Here is a 14,951-nt window from a genome sequence, read left to right as displayed (position 1 = left end):
ACGCGGCCGGGGGACATTTGCACCAGGGGCCTACCGGCCGCTACGGGGCCCTAACGCGCGCGACAAAGCCAACCGAAGCCACAGCCCTGATCCACACGCCGCCGGCACTGACCGTCCATACGCGCAGCGGCGTGCCCACTCTGCGGCGGCCCTTGCAGCAAGACGCTCCCTCGGACGGGAGAAGAACCAAAAAAGAACGGGACGGCCAAGGCCGTCCCGTCCGGTGCTGCAGGAAACGCGCCGGATTACAGCGCAGCGTCCTTGAGCTTCTTGAGCGGACGCACCTTCAGCTTGGTGGAGGCCGGCTTGGCGGCGAACCACTGCTCTTCCTTGGTGAACGGATTGATGCCCTTGCGCTTCGGCTTGGCCGCAACGCTGACGGTGGTGATCTTCAGCAGGCCCGGCAGGGTGAAGCTGCCTGCGCCCTTCTTGTGCACCGAAGCGGCGACGGCGCCTTCCAGCGAGGCGAGTACGGCGCGCACGTCCTTGGCGACAACGCCGGACGTTTCAACGATGTGTGCAACCAGACCAGACTTGCTCAGTACGTCCTTGATCGGCTTGGGAGCGGCCGGCTTGGCGGCTGCCTTGGTAGCGACTTTCTTTACTGCCTTCTTCGGGGCAGCCTTCTTAGCGGTCTTTGCCATGGTTTCCTGTTCCGTGAACGGTTGGTTGTTTGGTCGCGCCGAACCCGGTCGGCAAGCGAAATGTAGGGCAACAATGCGGCGCCGCCAATAGGCAATCGCATAAAAATTCGCGATTTCCCGCCTGTTGGTTACCGCAGTGCATCAGTACATGCCCGGAAAACAGGGGGCGTGGCCACCCGGGAGGCGTCGGCGCGGTGCCGGGGCGTTGCACCGGATGCCGCGCAAACCCCTTGAAAACAGCGGTTATTTTTCGTCGGGTGGGCGCGGCAGGGCAGGCTCGGGGCACGCCTGGTCACGGCGGGCACACAGGCCCGACGCGGTGCTAACGCCGCATCGTCCATGCTGGCCCTGCCATTCATCCGCAGGAGACAAACAGATGGGTATTTCGCGTCATGCCACCGCGCATTGGGAAGGTGACCTCAAGACAGGCAAGGGACAACTGAGCACGCCCCAGAGCGGCCTGATGGACAAAACCCGCTATGCCTTCAGCAGCCGCTTCGGCGATGAGAAGGGCACCAACCCCGAAGAACTGATCGCCGCTGCCCATGCCGGCTGCTTCACCATGGCGCTGTCGGCCAAGCTCACCGAGGCCGGTTTCGTGCCCACCTCGCTGGATACCGAAGCCAAGGTCGACCTGTCCATGGAGGGCGGCCCGCAGCTGTCCCAGATCACTCTGAAAGTGAAGGCAGTGGTGCCGAAGATCGATGCGGCGCAGTTCCGTGCGATTGCCGACGACGCCAAGCAGAACTGCCCGGTGTCCAAGGCCTTGAGCGCGGTGCCGATCAGCCTGGAAGCCGAGCTGGCCAGCTGAGCGTGCCGCAGTGCGCATTGAGTGAACCCGACAGGGGCGGCATAGTCGCCCCTGTTTCGTTGCGGGGAGCATCGCATGCGCGTTCGTGGTCTGGCTGTCCTGTTGTCCTGTCTGTGTGCAGCCCCGGCGCAGGCCGATGTCCGGCTGCTGACCGCCGCGGCCATCCACACCGGTGAGCCTGGTGCACCAACCGCTACCGCGCTGGCCTGGGACGATGCCAGTGGCCGCGTGCTGGCGGTGGGCGAGCGCAAGGCGCTGCTGGAGCTTTACCCGCTGGCGGCGCTGACCGACCTGGGCGATGCGACCGTGGTGCCGGGCCTGATCGATGCGCACGCGCACCTGATGTTCCTCGACAGCACGCTGATGCAGGCCGATCTGACCGGCGCGACCAGCAAGGCCGATGTCGTCGCGCGGCTGCAGCGCTTCGCCGCCGACAACCCGGACGGCTGGCTGCTCGGCAACGGCTGGGACCAGAACCAGTGGGCGCAGACGGATTTTCCGACCGTTGCCGACCTCGATGCGGCATTCCCGGCGCGTCAGGTCTGGCTCGGGCGCATCGACGGACATGCCGGCTGGGCCAACAGCGCCGCCCTGCGCGCGCTGGCGCAGCAGCCCGGGCAGCGTGCCCTGGCCGGACGCTGGCAACCGGCGGGCGGGCGCATCGTCCGTGATGCGCGCAATCAGCCCAGCGGGGTGTTCATCGACGGGGCGATGGAGCTGGTGCGTGCGGCAATCCCGGCCCCCACCCAGGCCGCCCGCGAACAGATGCTCACCCGCGCGCTGCGCAAGGCGGTCAGCCAGGGCCTGACCGGGGTGCATGACATGGGCGTATCACGCGAGGACCTGGCACTGATGCGCCGTTTCGCCGATGCCGGCCAACTGCCATTGCGCATCGACGCCTATGCCGATGGCAACAACGCCGCACTGGACGATCTGTGCACGCACGGGGCGTACCGGCATCCTGGTGGGCGCTTGGAAATGCAGGGCTTGAAGCTGTTCATGGACGGTGCGCTGGGGAGCCGCGGTGCCGCGCTGCTGGCCGACTACAGCGATGATCCGCACAACCGCGGCCTGCTGGTGACCTCGCCGGAAGACTTCGAGACCGCCGTGCGCAAGGCCGATGGCTGCGGCATGCAGGTGGCCACCCATGCGATCGGCGACCGCGGCAACCGTATCGCGCTGGATACCTATGCGCGCGTGCTGGGGTCGCGCAGCGACCGCGATCACCGCTGGCGGATCGAGCATGCGCAGGTGGTGGCGTTGCAGGACATTCCGCGCTTTGCCGAACTGGGCGTGATCGCATCGATGCAGCCCACCCACGCGACGTCGGACATGGGCTGGGCGCAGGACCGGGTCGGCCCCGAGCGCATCCTCGGCGCGTACGCGTGGCGGCGGATGCTCGCCGCCGGGGCGCATATCGCACTCGGCTCGGATTTCCCGGTGGAACAGGTCGATCCCCGGCTGGGGCTGTATGCCGCGGTGACCCGCCAGGATCGCGCCGGTCAACCGCCCGGTGGTTGGCAGCCGGACCAGCGCCTGAGTGCGGCCGAGGCGCTGCGTGGCTTCACCGCCGATGCGGCCTGGGCCGGCCACGACGAGCGTCAGGTGGGGCGCCTGCAGCCGGGGCTGCGTGCCGATTTCGTGGTGCTGGACCGCGATCCGCTGTCAGTGCCGCCGGCGCACCTGGCCGACCTGCAGGTGCGTTCAACCTGGGTGGATGGGCGGCCGGTGTATGAGGATGCGGCGCGCTGAGGCGCCGCGTCGGGGCGGGTGGCGCGCGCCGATCACCAGTCCAGCGTGCCGCGGATGACCGTCTGCACCTGGCCGCCGGACCACACATCGCCGGCTGCATCGATGTGCAGGCTGAGCCGCGCATCGTGGCCGACCTCGCGGCCCTGGCTGACCACGTAGTCGCGCGCGCCGCCGGGCAGGGCGTCGCGGCTGTCCAGCCATGCGGCCAGCACCGCGTTGGCCGCGCCGGAGGCGGCATCTTCGAAACGTCGGCCGTTGCCGACGAACGCGCGCACGGCCAGGTCCCAGGCCTGGCCCTGGCTGCGCGCATAGGCGAACACGCCCATGCTGTCGGTGCTTTCGGCGATCGCGGCGATCGCGTCCCAGTCCGGGCGCAGGGCGCGCAGGGTGGCCTCATCGCGCAGTTCCACCACCCACCAGCTGCGCCCGCCGGCCATCCGTGCCGGCGGCAGCGCGCCCAGCGCCCAACCCTGCAGCGCGGCCTGCAGGCGCGGATCGGTGGCCTCGGTCACCTCGGCCACGCTGGCGCGCGGAGTGCGGATGGCGATGGTGCGGGCGGCGCCGTCACCGTCCACGCGCAGCGGCAGCGCTCCGGCAATGCCGTCCTGCACCAGCAGGCCGTCCACCGGTGCGGCCAGCCCGGCCTCGAGCACCGCGTGCGCCGTGCCGACGCTGGGATGGCCGGCGAACGGCACTTCCTTCTGCGGGCTGAACATACGGATGCGGTAGCTGGCCCCGGCCACGTCGGGGGCGAACACGAAGGTGGTTTCCGGCAGGCGGGTCCAGCGGGCGATCGCCTGCATCGTGGCCTCGTCCAGGCCCTCGGCGTCGAGGACCACGGCCAGCGGGTTGCCGGCGCCGGGATGGGGGGAGAACACGTCCAACTGCAGGAAACGGCGAGAGCTCATGGCGGCAAGGATCAGCAAAACGGTCGGGCAGCTTACCAATCCCGGTCGCTGCGGCGGCACCCAACTGGCTGGGCTGGTGCCCCTAACGGCCCTGTCGGGGCCGGGCTTGGCATAGAATCGGGAGTTCGGCCGGTGTGCCGGGCGAATCCCCCTCCCACTACGAAACCCTCCTCACGTCCATGTCAGCTTCCCCCCTTGTCGATCGCTGGATCGTACTGAAGTTCGGCGGCACTTCCGTGTCGCGTCGTCACCGCTGGGACACGATCGGGAAGCTGGCGAAAAAACGCGCGGAAGAGACCAGTGCGCGCGTGCTGGTGGTGGTGTCGGCGCTGTCCGGGGTGACCAACGAGCTGACCGCCATCGCCGATGGTGCGGCCGACAGTCGCGCCCGCGTGGAGGCGCTGGTGGCGCGCCACCGCGATTTCCTGGTGGAGCTGGGGCTGGATGCCGGCGCGCTGGACGCGCGCCTTGCCGGCCTGAGCGGGCTGCTCGACGACCCGCGTGCGGCCAGCCGCCCGCTGGACTGGCAGGCCGATGTGCTGGGCCAGGGCGAACTGCTGTCCTCCACGGTGGGCGCGGCCTATCTGCGCGCCAGTGGCCTGGATTTTGGCTGGATGGATGCGCGTGAATGGCTCGATGCCCTGCCGCCGCAGCCCAACCAGAGCGACTGGTCGCAGCGCCTGTCGGTGAACTGCCAGTGGCGGGCCGACGCGGCGTGGGCCGCACGCTTCCGCGCCCAGCCCACCCGCATGCTGATCACCCAGGGCTTCATTTCGCGGCATGCCGATGGCGGTACCGCCATTCTCGGCCGCGGCGGCTCGGATACCTCGGCGGCGTACTTCGGCGCGCTGCTGGGGGCCAGCCGCGTGGAAATCTGGACCGACGTGCCGGGCATGTTCAGCGCCAATCCGCGCGATGTACCCGACGCGCGCCTGCTGACCCGGCTGGACTATTACGAAGCGCAGGAAATCGCCACCACCGGCGCCAAGGTGCTGCACCCGCGCTCGATCAAGCCGTGCCGCGATGCCGGCGTGCCGATGGCGATCCTGGATACCGAGCGCCCGGAACTGCCGGGCACCAGCATCGACGGCAGTGCCGCGCTGGTGCCGGGGGTGAAGGCGATCAGCCGCCGCAACGGCATCGTGCTGGTGTCGATGGAAGGCATCGGCATGTGGCAGCAGGTCGGGTTTTTGGCCGACGTGTTCGGGCTGTTCAAGAAGCACGGCCTGTCGGTGGACCTGATCGGGTCGGCCGAAACCAACGTGACCGTGTCGCTGGACCCGTCCGAGAACCTGGTCAGCACCGACGTGCTGGCCGCGTTGTCGGCCGACCTGTCGCAGATCTGCAAGGTCAAGATCATCGTGCCGTGCGCGGCGATCACGTTGGTCGGGCGCGGCATGCGTTCGCTGCTGCACAAGCTGTCGGATGTTTGGGCCACGTTCGGCCGCGAACGCGTGCACATGATTTCCCAGTCGTCCAACGACCTGAACCTGACCTTCGTCATCGATGAAGCCGACGCCGACGGCCTGCTGCCGATCCTGCACGCCGAGCTGATCGACAGCGGTGCGATGCCGGTCGAAGAAGCCGAGGTGTTCGGCCCGCGCTGGCGCGAGATCGCCGGCACCGTGCGTCCGCGCGACACCGCCTGGTGGCGGGGCCAGCGCGAGCACCTGCTGAACCTGGCGCAGGCCGGTACGCCGCGCTATGTGTACAACCTGCCCACGGTGCGGGCGCGCGCACGCGCGCTGACCGCGATCAAGGCCATCGACCAGCGTTACTACGCGATCAAGGCCAACTCGCATCCGGCGATCCTGGAAGTGCTGGAGCAGGAAGGCTTCGGCCTGGAGTGCGTGTCGCACGGCGAGCTCAAGCATGTGTTCAACACGCTGCCGACGCTGTCGCCGCGCCGCGTGCTGTTCACCCCCAGTTTCGCGCCGCGTGCCGAGTACGAAGCGGCCTTCGCGCTGGGCGTGACCGTCACCGTGGACAACGTCGAAGCGCTGCAGCGCTGGCCGGAGCTGTTCCGCAACCGCGAACTGTGGTTGCGCGTGGACCTGGGCCGTGGCGAAGGCCACCACGCCAAGGTGCGCACCGGCGGCAAGGACTCCAAGTTCGGCCTGCCGATCGCGCGGGTGGACGAGTTCGTGCGCCTGGCCGGCGAGCTGGGCACCCGCGTGGTGGGCCTGCACGCGCACCTGGGCAGCGGGGTGGAAACGGCGCAGCACTGGCGCCTGATGTGCGATGAGCTGGCCGGTTTCGCGCGCCGCATCGGCAGCGTGGAGACCATCGACATCGGTGGCGGCCTGCCCATTCCCTACAGCGCCGATGATGAGCCGTTCGACCTGGACGCCTGGGCGACCGGCCTGGCCGAGGTCAAGGCCGTGCACCCGGCGTTCCGCCTGGCGATCGAGCCAGGCCGCTATCTGGTGGCCGAATCGGGCGTGCTGCTGGCCACGGCCACCCAGGTGATCGAGAAGGATGGCGTGCGCCGCGTGGGCTTGGATGCGGGCATGAACACGCTGATGCGCCCGGCCCTGTACGACGCCTGGCACGACATCGAGAACCTGAGCCGGTTGGGCGGGTATGCCGAGGCGGTGTTCGACGTGGTCGGTCCGATCTGCGAGTCCAGCGATGTGTTCGGCAAGCGTCGCAAGCTGCCGGTGTCCACCGCGCCGGACGATGTGATGCTGATCGCCGACGCCGGCGCGTACGGCTACGTCATGGCCAACACCTACAACCAGCGCGAGCTGCCGCGCGAGGACGTCATCGATGACGTGCCTTGACTGCTGCCTGCCGCCTTCTCAACCGGATACACCATGACTGCTTTCGATAAACACCAGGTTGCCGTTTTCCGCTTCGTCCGCTGCGATTTCGCTGCGGATACCGGCGTGGCGCACCTGGTCTACGCCTTCGACGACGGCCCCGAGCTGATCGAGACGGTGACCATTCCCGGCGCGCCCTTCGTGCTGGATGGCGCCCGCGCCGAGGCCGTGCAGCGCGCGCTGCGCCTGCTGCACCTCATCGCGGGCGTGAGCTACTACAAGGCCGGGGTGCCCGAACAGGTGCGCATCGACGGTTACGCCATCGATGCGGCCACCGCGGCGCTGGTGGAGGACATCTACCTCAACGGCCTGGGCGAGTTCGCCTACCGCAACGGGTTGAACCTGCGCGGGCGCTTCCGCCTGCCGGCCGACGGCGAGGCCTTCGCTGCCCCGGCCGTGGGCCTGCGCGCGCACGCGCTGGTTGCCATCGGCGGCGGCAAGGACTCGCTGGTCAGCATCGAAGCGTTGCGCGGATTGGGCATCGCCGAGACGGTGACGTGGATCGGCGGTTCACAGCTGATCCGCGCGTGCGCCGAGCGCACCGGGCTGCCGACGCTGAACATCGGCCGCGCGCTGGCCCCGGAACTGTTCGAGTTGAACCGCCAGGGCGCCTGGAACGGACACATCCCGGTCACCGCGGTGAACTCGGCGATCATGGTGCTGGCGGCGCTGCTGCAGGGCGTGGACCAGGTGGTGTTCTCCAACGAGCGCTCGGCCAGCTACGGCAGCCAGATTCCCGGCACGGGCGAAGTGAACCACCAGTGGTCCAAGGGCTGGGCATTCGAGCAGGCCTTCGGCGAGCACCTGGAAAAGCACGTCGCCGCCGACCTGCATTACTACTCGTTGCTGCGCCCGCTGTCGGAGTTGGCGGTGGCGCGCCAGTTCGCCAAGAGCGACTACTACGACGCGCACTTCTCCAGCTGCAACCGCAACTTCCACATTCTCGGCGAGCGCCCGGTGAACCGCTGGTGCGGGGTCTGCCCCAAGTGCCATTTCGTGTTCCTGGCGCTGGCTCCGTTCATGCCCAAGCCGCGCCTGGTGGCCATTTTCGGCCGCAACCTGCTGGATGATCCCGAGCAGGCCGGCGGCTTCGATGCGCTGCTGGAATTCCAGGACCACAAGCCGTTCGAATGCGTGGGTGAAGGCCGCGAATCGCGTGCGGCCATGGCCACCCTGGCCGCGCGCCCGGAGTGGGCCGAAGATGCGCTGGTGAAGCGTTTCGTCGCGCAGATCCAGCCGCAGCTGGATGCCGCCGAGCTGCACATCGAGCCGTTGCTGGTGCTGGAAGGCGAGCACCGGATCCCGGCGTCGATCTGGGAGCGCCTGCGTGCGAATTTCGCAGCTTGAGGGCAAGCGGGTTGCCTTGTGGGGCTGGGGACGGGAAGGGCGCGCCGCATGGCGCGTGCTGCAGCAGCGGCTGCCTTCGCTGCCGCTGACCCTGTTCTGCCCGGAGGCTGAAGCGGCTGACGCGCGCGCTGTGGCTGGCGATGCACTGCACGTGCGCTCGGACGTGAGCGGTGAGGCGCTGGCGGCGTTCGAGGTGGTGATCAAGTCGCCGGGCATCAGCCCGTACGGTGAGGCGGCACTGCATGCCGTCGCACACGGCACGCAGTTCATCGGCGGCACCGCGCTGTGGTTTGCCGAGCACGCCGATGCGCAGGACACCGTGCGCGACACCGTGTGCGTGACCGGCACCAAGGGCAAGAGCACCACCACCGCGTTGCTGGCGCACCTGCTGCGGGCGTCGGGAGCGCGCACGGCGCTGGTCGGCAACATCGGCCTGCCCTTGCTGGAGGTGCTGGAACCGCAGCCCGCGCCGGATTACTGGGCGGTGGAGCTGTCCAGCTACCAGACCGGCGAAGTGGGGCGCAGCGGTGCGCACCCGCAGGTGGCGATCGTGCTGAACCTGTTCCCGGAACACCTTGACTGGCATGGCAGCGAAGCGCGCTACATCGAGGACAAACTGCGCCTGGTGACCGACGGCGCGCCGCGCATCGCCGTGCTCAATGCCGCCGATCCGCATCTGTCGGCGTTGTCGCTACCGCGCAGCGCGATCGTCTGGTTCAACCAGCCGCAGGGCTGGCACATGCGCGGCGATGTCGTGCATCGAGGTGAGCAGGCGGTGTTCGACACCGCGCATACGCCGCTGCCCGGCCGCCACAACCGCGGCAACCTGTGCGCGGTGCTGGCCGCGCTTGAGGCGCTGGGCCTGGATGCAGTGGCGCTGGCACCGGCAGTGCAGGACTTCCGTCCGTTGCCCAACCGCCTGCAGACCATCGGCACGTGCGATGGCATCACCTTCGTCAACGATTCGATCAGCACCACCCCGCATGCCAGCCTGGCGGCGCTGGAGTGTTTTGCCGGGCGGCGCATCGCGCTGCTGGTGGGCGGCCACGACCGCGGCCTGGACTGGCACGATTTCGTGGCGCACATGGCACACGACGTACCCCCGCTGGAGATCGTCACGATGGGCGCCAATGGCCCGCGCATCCACGCGCTGCTGCAGCCGCTGGCCGATACCGGCCGCTTTGGCCTGCATGCCGCCGCCGACCTCGCCGAGGCGATGCAGCTGGCGCGTGCCGCGCTGGGCCCACAGGGTGGCGTGGTGCTGCTGTCGCCGGGGGCGCCTAGTTATGGCGTGTACCGCGATTACGTCGCGCGTGGCCGACATTTCGCCGCGTTGGCCGGGTTCGATCCCGAGGCCATCACCGCCATCCCGGGGATCGGGATTTCGTAGAGCCGACCGTTGGTCGGCTGCCCTTGCGGGTAGAGCCACGCCATGCGTGGCTGCGCAGTCTCGTAGAGCCACGCCATGCGTGGCCCGAGGCCATCACCGCCATCCCGGGGATCGGGATTTCGTAGAGCCGACCGTTGGTCGGCTGCCCTTGCGGGTAGAGCCACGCCATGCGTGGCTGCGCGGTGTGTGCCGAGAGCAGCCACGCATGGCGTGGCTCTACGTGAGGACGCGCTGCCTCGACCGTCGACGGCGATGGGATTGTCAGGTCTCTTCGTCGATGAAGGCGTAGTTGCCGTCGATGAGCTGCTGCAGGTACGCATCGAAGCTAGTGGCGATGACCCGGTAGCTGTCCGGATCGTGCAGGTAGCGCACCACCTGGCCGACCGTGCCGCCGGGGGCTGGATCGAAATCCAGGTACAGCACCGAGGTGCCGCCGTTGTTCATGCAGTGCGAGAAGCACAGCCGCTGGCCCATCGGCAGGTCGGCATCGATGCCGTCGCCCAGGATCTCTTCGTCCTCTTCGAGCCATTCTTCGTAGATCGTACGGATGCTCTCACCCCAGCCTTGCCATTGCGCGCTGTCGTCGAAGATCTGTTCGACCGAGCGCAGGTAGTAGGGGTACCGCCCCTCCTCGACGTCCGAGCCCAGCATCAGCAGCCCCACGTCGCCCTTCGGGTAGGCGCGGAAATGGGTGCCATCGACCCGGCTGAGCAGCGCGAGCAGGCTCTCGGGTACCTGCGGCCAGCGCTCGCGCAGGCGCTGCAGGTCGGTGCTGCTGGCGCCTTCGGTCCAGCCCCACATCGCCGCATCGTCTTCCCGCAGGCGCGGTACGAGGCCGGTGAGGAAGCGATCGGCAAGGTTCATGCGTGGCGTTTCTTGCGAGGGGGCGGCCAGCCTGCCAGATCGGGGGCGCGCACGTCGAGCCGCTGGGGGCGGCTTCTGCGATCCGTTTCGAGGCGCGGATCGATTTTTGTGCCCGGTGCGGGGAAAGGGTCACTGCGCGAAGGGCAGCCGACCAACGGTCGGCTCTACATGGGAAGGGCAGCAGCCGACCAACGGTCGGCTCTACACGGGGTCGTCAGGCGGCCGGCATACACTCGGGGTTCTTTCTGTCGGGAGCAGACGCATGAACAAGCAATGGCGGTGGGGTGCGGCGGTGCTGTTGGGCATGACGGCATTGCCCGCGTTGGCGGCGATGCAGGCCAAGCCGGTGGAATGGACGCAGGACGGCACCACCTTCAGCGGCGTGCTGGTCTACGACGACAGCGACAACGACACGCGCCCGGGACTGGTGATGGTGCCGAACTGGAAAGGCGTGAATGACTCGGCCATCGCCAAGGCCAAACAGTTGGCCGGCGATGACTATGTGGTGCTCGTGGCCGACGTGTACGGCAAGGGCGTGCGCCCGAAGACCGATGCCGAAGCCGGGCCGGTGGCGACCAAGCTGCGCAACGATCGGCCGGTGCTGCGCGCGCGGGCGCTGAAGGCGATCGAGGTGCTGAAGGCGCAGGCCGGCAAGGCGCCGCTGGATGCCTCCCGGATCGGCGCGGTCGGGTTCTGTTTCGGCGGCACCACCGTGCTGGAAATGGCCCGGGCGGGGGCACCGCTGGCGGGCGTGGTCAGCCTGCATGGCGGCCTCGGCTCGCCGCTGCCGGCCAAGGCCGGTGGCACGCATCCCTCGGTGCTGGTGCTCAACGGCGCTGACGACAAGAGCGTCAGCAAGGACGACATCGCCAGCTTCGAGCAGGAAATGAACGCGGCCAAGGTCGACTGGGAGTTCACCAACTACAGCGGCGCGGTGCACTGCTTCGCCGAATCGGACGCCAACAGCCCACCGGGCTGCCAGTACAACGAACGGGCCGCCAAGCGCGCGTGGAAGGCGCTGGATGAATTCTTCGAGGAGCGGTTCGAGACAAAACGCCGGTAGCGCCGACCGTTGGTCGGCTGCACCGCGCAGGGCGCGGTGCATGTATCGGTGGTCGTGGTGCGGGGGGCGGAGGGCAGCCATGACTCCGGAAGGGCAGCCGAGCATGGCTCGGCTCTACCCGTATCCATGGCGTGCCGGCGCAGTCGATCAGTGCGAGCGTTGCACCGCGTAACGGGCCAGGCCGCGCAGGGCGGCGACGGCGTCGTTGTCGGCCAGGCCGTCCAGCGCGCGCTCGGCGGCATCGGCGTATTCGACCGCGCGCGCGCGGCTGTATTCCAGGCCGCCGGTGGCGTGGATGGCCGCCAGCACTTCGGGCATCGCCTCGGCATCGCCGTTCTGCACGATCTCGCGCAGGCGCTGGCGGGTGGTGGCATCGGTGTGCGCCATCGCGTGGATCAGTGGCAGCGTGGCCTTGCCTTCGGCCAGGTCATCGCCCAGGTTCTTGCCCAGTTCCTCGGCGTTGGCCGAGTAGTCCAGCACGTCGTCGGCGATCTGGAAGGCATAGCCCAGCGCCATGCCGTAGTCGTACAGCGCCTGCTGGGTGGCTTCGTCCACGCCGCTGGCGAGCGCGCCCAGGCGGGTGCCGGCGGCGAACAGCACGGCGGTCTTGCGCTCGATCACGCGCAGGTAGGCGGCCTCGTCGGTGTCCGGGTTGTGGACGTGCAGCAGCTGCAGCACTTCGCCTTCGGCGATGCGGTTGGTGGTGTCGGCCAGGATGCGCATGACCGGCATGCGGTCCAGCTCGACCATCAGCTGGAAGCTGCGCGAGTACAGGAAGTCGCCGACCAGCACGCTGGGGGCGTTGCCCCACAACGCGTTGGCGGTGCTGCGGCCACGCCGGAGGCTGGATTCGTCCACCACGTCGTCATGCAGCAGGGTCGAGGTGTGGATGAACTCGATGATCGCCGCCAGCTGGTGGTGCTCGGGGCCGGCCTGGCCGACCGCGTGGCCGGCCAGCATGACCAGCATCGGCCGCAGGCGCTTGCCGCCGGCGGAGATGATGTGGTCGGCGATCTGGTTGATCAGCACGACATCCGAGGACAGTCGGTGGCGAATCAGCGCATCGACGGCGGCCATGTCGGGCGCGGCGAGCGTCTGGATCTGGGGCAGGCCCAGCGCGGAGCGGGTGTCTTCGGTGATGGTCATGCGGTCTGACTTTCAGGCTTGACCCGAATTATAGGCGGTGCGGTCGTTTTCCGCCCGCGAAGGCGATCCGGGCGGTCCGGGCCGCCCGGGGGGCGTGAATACGTATGCAGGTGGCGCCATCGCCGGAAGCGCGCGGATAAGCTTGTCGCTACGTTCTGGCGCCCCGATGCGGGTGCCGTGGAAGCCCGGAGGGGGGCCCTCAATGTCGCAGACTCCATGGTGGCGTGGCGCCGTCATCTATCAGATCTACCCGCGCAGTTTCCTCGACGCCAACGGCGACGGGGTAGGCGACCTGCCCGGCATCATCGAACGCCTGGATTACGTGGCTGCGCTGGGCGTTGACGCGATCTGGATCTCGCCCTTCTTCAAATCGCCCATGGCCGATTTCGGCTATGACATCGCCGACCACCGCGATGTGGATCCGCTGTTTGGCACGCTGGCCGATTTCGACCGGTTGCTGGCCAAGGCGCATGCGCTGGGCCTGAAGGTGATGATCGACCAGGTGTTCAGCCACACCTCGATCGACCATGACTGGTTCCGCGAGAGCCGCCAGGACCGCACCAACCCCAAGGCGGACTGGTACGTGTGGGCCGACCCGCGCGAGGACGGCACGCCGCCCAACAACTGGATGTCGATCTTCGGCGGCGTGGCCTGGCAGTGGGAACCGCGGCGCGAGCAGTATTTTCTGCACAACTTCCTGGCCGACCAGCCGGACCTGGATTTCCACAATCCGGCGGTGCAGCAGGCGACGCTGGATTACGTGCGCTTCTGGCTGGATCGGGGCGTGGACGGGTTCCGGCTGGATTCGATCAACTTCTGCTTCCATGATGCACAACTGCGCGACAACCCGGCCAAACCCGCGGACAAGAGGGTGGGTCGCGGGTTCAGCGCGGACAATCCGTACGCCTACCAGTATCACTACTACAACAATACCCAGCCGGAGAACATCGGCTTCATCGAGCGGCTGCGTGGGCTGCTGGACGAGTACCCGGGGACGGTGAGCCTGGGCGAGATATCGGCCGAGGATTCGCTGGCCACTACCGCCGAGTACACCGCGCCGGGCCGGCTGCACATGGGGTACAGCTTCGAGCTGCTGGTGAAGGATTTCAGCGCCGGCTACATCCGCGACACGGTGTCGCGGCTGGAAGCGACGATGACCGAAGGGTGGCCGTGCTGGGCGATCTCCAACCATGACGTGGAGCGCGCGGTGACCCGCTGGGGTGGGCATCCGGCGCAGCCCCGGTTGGCGCGGTTGCTGGTAGCGCTGTTGTGTTCGCTGCGCGGGTCGATCTGTCTGTACCAGGGCGAGGAGTTGGGCCTGGGTGAGGCGGATGTGCCATACGAGGCGCTGCAGGACCCGTACGGGATCACGTTCTGGCCGAACTTCAAGGGCCGCGATGGCTGCCGCACGCCGATGCCGTGGACCGATGCGCCATTGGCCGGTTTCACCAGTGGCGAGCCGTGGCTGCCGATTCCGGCCGAACACCGTGCGGCGGCAGTGGCGGTGCAGGAACATGATCCGCATTCGGTGCTGGGTGCCTTCCGTGCGTTCCTGGGCTGGCGGCGGACGATGCCGACGCTGCTGGTGGGCGACATCGTGTTCCTGGACACGGCCGAGCCGGTGCTGATGTTCGAGCGGCGGCACGCGGGCGAGACGCTGCTGCTGGCCTTCAATCTGTCGGCCGATGTGGTCCGGGTGGGGTTGCCGGCGGGTACGTGGCAGGCGCTGCACGTGCCGGGTCCGGACGTGGGCACTGTGGAAGCCGACGCGTTGGTGTTGCCGGCGCAGTCGATGTACTGCGCGCGTCGCGGCTGAACTTTTTCCGGTGGTATTGAGAGGGCGGGGCTTTGGGCCTCGCCCTTTTTTTGTTCCTGTCCCAGGGAAAGGATTGTCTTGCTGCAATGGCTTTGGTGGACGGTGGACGGCGATATGCATGTGGCTTCGGGGAGTCTCGGCGCTGTGCGGGTCTGGTGGTGTCTCCGCTTTGGTCGGTCGCGAGCGTAAGGGCCCCGTAGCAGCCGGTAGGCCCCTGGTGCAAATGTCCCCCGGCCGCGGGGCGGCCTCCTCCTTTATTTTGCCCAGGGGCCTACCGCCCGCTACGGGCCTCGGCTTGCGGTGGGCAGGTAGAAGCCAGGTTTTTTGGGCGATGGTCGGTGGGTCGGGCGCTGGGCCCCCATGCCCTTGGAGGCGAAATAAAGGAGGA

At 68.3% G+C, this 14,951-nt stretch carries 11 protein-coding genes; 7 read left to right on the top strand and 4 right to left on the bottom strand.

Annotated elements, in window-relative coordinates; genetic code table 11:
• Positions 1 to 245 precede the first annotated feature (245 nt).
• On the bottom strand, positions 246 to 644 hold the full coding sequence (locus RTO53_RS15660; RefSeq protein ID WP_038689886.1) for an HU family DNA-binding protein: 399 nt from the start codon (positions 642 to 644) through the stop codon (positions 246 to 248).
• 376 nt (positions 645 to 1,020) lie between these two features.
• On the opposite strand from RTO53_RS15660, the gene RTO53_RS15655 reads away from it, so the two are divergent.
• Together RTO53_RS15655 and RTO53_RS15650 are read left to right on the top strand one after the other, a co-directional pair.
• Positions 1,021 to 1,455 carry an OsmC family protein gene (locus tag RTO53_RS15655; protein WP_312238668.1) on the top strand — a complete coding sequence of 145 codons (435 nt, stop codon included), beginning with the start codon at positions 1,021 to 1,023 and terminating at the stop codon, positions 1,453 to 1,455.
• Between the two features lie 75 nt (positions 1,456 to 1,530).
• A complete protein-coding gene (locus RTO53_RS15650) occupies positions 1,531 to 3,207 on the top strand; it encodes an amidohydrolase (protein WP_312238667.1) in 1,677 nt (558 codons plus the stop codon).
• A 32-nt stretch (positions 3,208 to 3,239) separates the two neighbouring features.
• Here RTO53_RS15650 and RTO53_RS15645 read toward each other — a convergent pair whose 3' ends face one another.
• Positions 3,240 to 4,115, bottom strand: coding sequence for a PhzF family phenazine biosynthesis protein (locus tag RTO53_RS15645; RefSeq protein WP_312238666.1), 876 nt, complete (start codon positions 4,113 to 4,115; stop codon positions 3,240 to 3,242).
• Positions 4,116 to 4,294: 179 nt separating this feature from the next.
• Here RTO53_RS15645 and RTO53_RS15640 point away from each other — a divergent pair, with 179 nt between their 5' ends.
• Genes RTO53_RS15640 through murD form a run of 3 tightly spaced genes read left to right on the top strand, consistent with a single transcriptional unit; the run spans position 4,295 to position 9,674 of the window.
• The gene (locus RTO53_RS15640; protein ID WP_312238665.1) at positions 4,295 to 6,898 is read left to right on the top strand and encodes a bifunctional aspartate kinase/diaminopimelate decarboxylase; all 2,604 of its coding nucleotides are present in this window, start codon (positions 4,295 to 4,297) and stop codon (positions 6,896 to 6,898) included.
• A 33-nt stretch (positions 6,899 to 6,931) separates the two neighbouring features.
• Positions 6,932 to 8,284: a UDP-N-acetyl-alpha-D-muramoyl-L-alanyl-L-glutamate epimerase gene (gene murL, locus RTO53_RS15635; RefSeq protein ID WP_312238664.1), complete on the top strand. Its 1,353-nt coding sequence runs from the start codon at positions 6,932 to 6,934 to the stop codon at positions 8,282 to 8,284.
• Positions 8,265 to 9,674: a UDP-N-acetylmuramoyl-L-alanine--D-glutamate ligase gene (gene murD / locus RTO53_RS15630; RefSeq protein ID WP_312238663.1), complete on the top strand. Its 1,410-nt coding sequence runs from the start codon at positions 8,265 to 8,267 to the stop codon at positions 9,672 to 9,674. Before murL ends, murD begins: the two co-directional genes overlap by 20 nt.
• A 261-nt stretch (positions 9,675 to 9,935) precedes the next feature.
• Here murD and RTO53_RS15625 read toward each other — a convergent pair whose 3' ends face one another.
• Positions 9,936 to 10,538: an SMI1/KNR4 family protein gene (locus RTO53_RS15625; RefSeq protein WP_312238662.1), complete on the bottom strand. Its 603-nt coding sequence runs from the start codon at positions 10,536 to 10,538 to the stop codon at positions 9,936 to 9,938.
• Between the two features lie 262 nt (positions 10,539 to 10,800).
• Here RTO53_RS15625 and RTO53_RS15620 point away from each other — a divergent pair, with 262 nt between their 5' ends.
• Positions 10,801 to 11,601, top strand: a complete 801-nt coding sequence (locus tag RTO53_RS15620) for a dienelactone hydrolase family protein (RefSeq protein WP_312238661.1) — start codon at positions 10,801 to 10,803, stop codon at positions 11,599 to 11,601.
• Positions 11,602 to 11,748: 147 nt separating this feature from the next.
• Here the strand turns inward: RTO53_RS15620 and RTO53_RS15615 are convergent, their stop codons facing one another.
• Positions 11,749 to 12,747, bottom strand: a complete 999-nt coding sequence (locus RTO53_RS15615) for a polyprenyl synthetase family protein (RefSeq protein WP_256777530.1) — start codon at positions 12,745 to 12,747, stop codon at positions 11,749 to 11,751.
• A 202-nt stretch (positions 12,748 to 12,949) separates the two neighbouring features.
• Here RTO53_RS15615 and RTO53_RS15610 point away from each other — a divergent pair, with 202 nt between their 5' ends.
• On the top strand, positions 12,950 to 14,563 hold the full coding sequence (locus RTO53_RS15610; protein ID WP_312238660.1) for an alpha glucosidase: 1,614 nt from the start codon (positions 12,950 to 12,952) through the stop codon (positions 14,561 to 14,563).
• Positions 14,564 to 14,951 lie beyond the last annotated feature (388 nt).

Source organism: Stenotrophomonas sp. (assembly GCF_031995405.1).
Taxonomy (GTDB): domain Bacteria; phylum Pseudomonadota; class Gammaproteobacteria; order Xanthomonadales; family Xanthomonadaceae; genus Stenotrophomonas.
The sequence above is the reverse complement of the archived record's forward strand: the minus strand, read 5'-3'. Positions and strand labels throughout refer to the sequence as shown.

Excerpts from the sequence above, each read along its gene's own strand:
- RTO53_RS15650 (WP_312238667.1), top strand. The coding sequence starts at position 1,531 with ATGCGCGTTCGTGGTCTGGCTGTCCTGTTGTCCTGTCTGTGTGCAGCC.
- RTO53_RS15655 (WP_312238668.1), top strand. The coding sequence starts at position 1,021 with ATGGGTATTTCGCGTCATGCCACCGCGCATTGGGAAGGTGACCTCAAG.
- RTO53_RS15640 (WP_312238665.1), top strand. The coding sequence starts at position 4,295 with ATGTCAGCTTCCCCCCTTGTCGATCGCTGGATCGTACTGAAGTTCGGC.
- RTO53_RS15625 (WP_312238662.1), bottom strand. The coding sequence starts at position 10,538 with ATGAACCTTGCCGATCGCTTCCTCACCGGCCTCGTACCGCGCCTGCGG.
- RTO53_RS15660 (WP_038689886.1), bottom strand. The coding sequence starts at position 644 with ATGGCAAAGACCGCTAAGAAGGCTGCCCCGAAGAAGGCAGTAAAGAAA.
- RTO53_RS15610 (WP_312238660.1), top strand. The coding sequence starts at position 12,950 with ATGTCGCAGACTCCATGGTGGCGTGGCGCCGTCATCTATCAGATCTAC.
- RTO53_RS15615 (WP_256777530.1), bottom strand. The coding sequence starts at position 12,747 with ATGACCATCACCGAAGACACCCGCTCCGCGCTGGGCCTGCCCCAGATC.
- murL (WP_312238664.1), top strand. The coding sequence starts at position 6,932 with ATGACTGCTTTCGATAAACACCAGGTTGCCGTTTTCCGCTTCGTCCGC.
- RTO53_RS15620 (WP_312238661.1), top strand. The coding sequence starts at position 10,801 with ATGAACAAGCAATGGCGGTGGGGTGCGGCGGTGCTGTTGGGCATGACG.
- RTO53_RS15645 (WP_312238666.1), bottom strand. The coding sequence starts at position 4,115 with ATGAGCTCTCGCCGTTTCCTGCAGTTGGACGTGTTCTCCCCCCATCCC.